Annotated in this window: 1 protein-coding gene and 1 pseudogene; both read left to right on the forward strand. The window is 45.6% G+C overall.

What is annotated here, in order from left to right; translation table 11 throughout:
• A partial coding sequence (locus R7Q38_RS24775; RefSeq protein ID WP_318114720.1) for a glycosyltransferase family 4 protein occupies nucleotides 1-323 on the forward strand: 323 nt, incomplete at its 5' end.
• Nucleotides 289-1,050, forward strand: a pseudogene (locus R7Q38_RS24780) (ligase); the annotation flags it as partial. The gene R7Q38_RS24775 and the pseudogene R7Q38_RS24780, both read left to right, overlap by 35 nt.

Genomic DNA, 1,050 nt, shown 5'->3' on the forward strand with positions numbered 1-1,050 from the left:
TCTTTCTCAGCGATATGGATATGTACGTGCAATCTTCCCACGTTGAAGGATTCGGGCTCGCCGCCGTAGAAGCGATGGCAGCAGGTTTGCCCGTACTCTCGTCCGATGTACCGGGATTAGATGAGGTTACCGGCAGCTCAGAATATCTGTTCGAAGTCGGTGATAGCAATCTGCTTGCGCAAAAGGTTGCAGAGCTATGCGAAGACGCGGCTCTTTACAATTCGGCAAGTCATTATTCCGTCAACCGAGCCAAACTCTACACCATCGACAAATTTCGAGAGGGCTATTATGGAATCTACCAACAGCTCTGTACCGATAAGTAATACCGTTCCACTCCTTGCAGCTATTGCTCTGGCACTGTTTTTTGTCCCAGTGAAATTCGCTGTAGGTGGCGTGGCACTTGCGCCTTCCGATATCGCAAGTTTGCTTTCTGTTGGCTTAATCGCCTTGATCATTTTAGAAGGAAGAGCAAAGCAACTGTTGCACCCATGTATCGGATTCTTGGTGCTGGTTACTGGATATGTATTTATCAATGGTTTGTTGAACAGAGTACCTTTGGCCCCACTATTGATCGAAACCGTTCAGTGGCTAGCCATTCTTTGTCTACTGAGCTTACTTTACGCTTACGGAGCATTTGATGATGAGCGAGTGATGGTCTATTTCACCTACCTACTTTTTATCATCTGTGGTCTAGTCGCAGCATGGCACTTCGCCCAAGGCTATCAAAGCGGATTTAAATTACTCGGGGTCAGTAAATACGGATTTGGAGTGTTGTGCTCGCTACTCTATTTGTATCGCGACAAAATTCGCCTGTTCCCTTTTTTGATGCTAGTTGCATTTGCGCTACTCGTGTTATCTCAAGAACGAAAAGCTCTGCTGGGCTTTTGTTTGCTGTTTTTTCTCGATCAGATTTTTATTAAAAACTGGATGCGAAAAACCATCAGTGAAACCTATACATGGATGCTTCTCTTGGCGTTGGCATTTGTAGTTATTGGAACAGTCTCTACCACGCTCTACGTCGGTTTTGATGCTCTTGCCGATAAACTGGAG

Origin of the sequence: Vibrio sp. Vb0598 (assembly GCF_033338935.1) — a bacterium.
GTDB lineage: Bacteria > Pseudomonadota > Gammaproteobacteria > Enterobacterales > Vibrionaceae > Vibrio > Vibrio alginolyticus.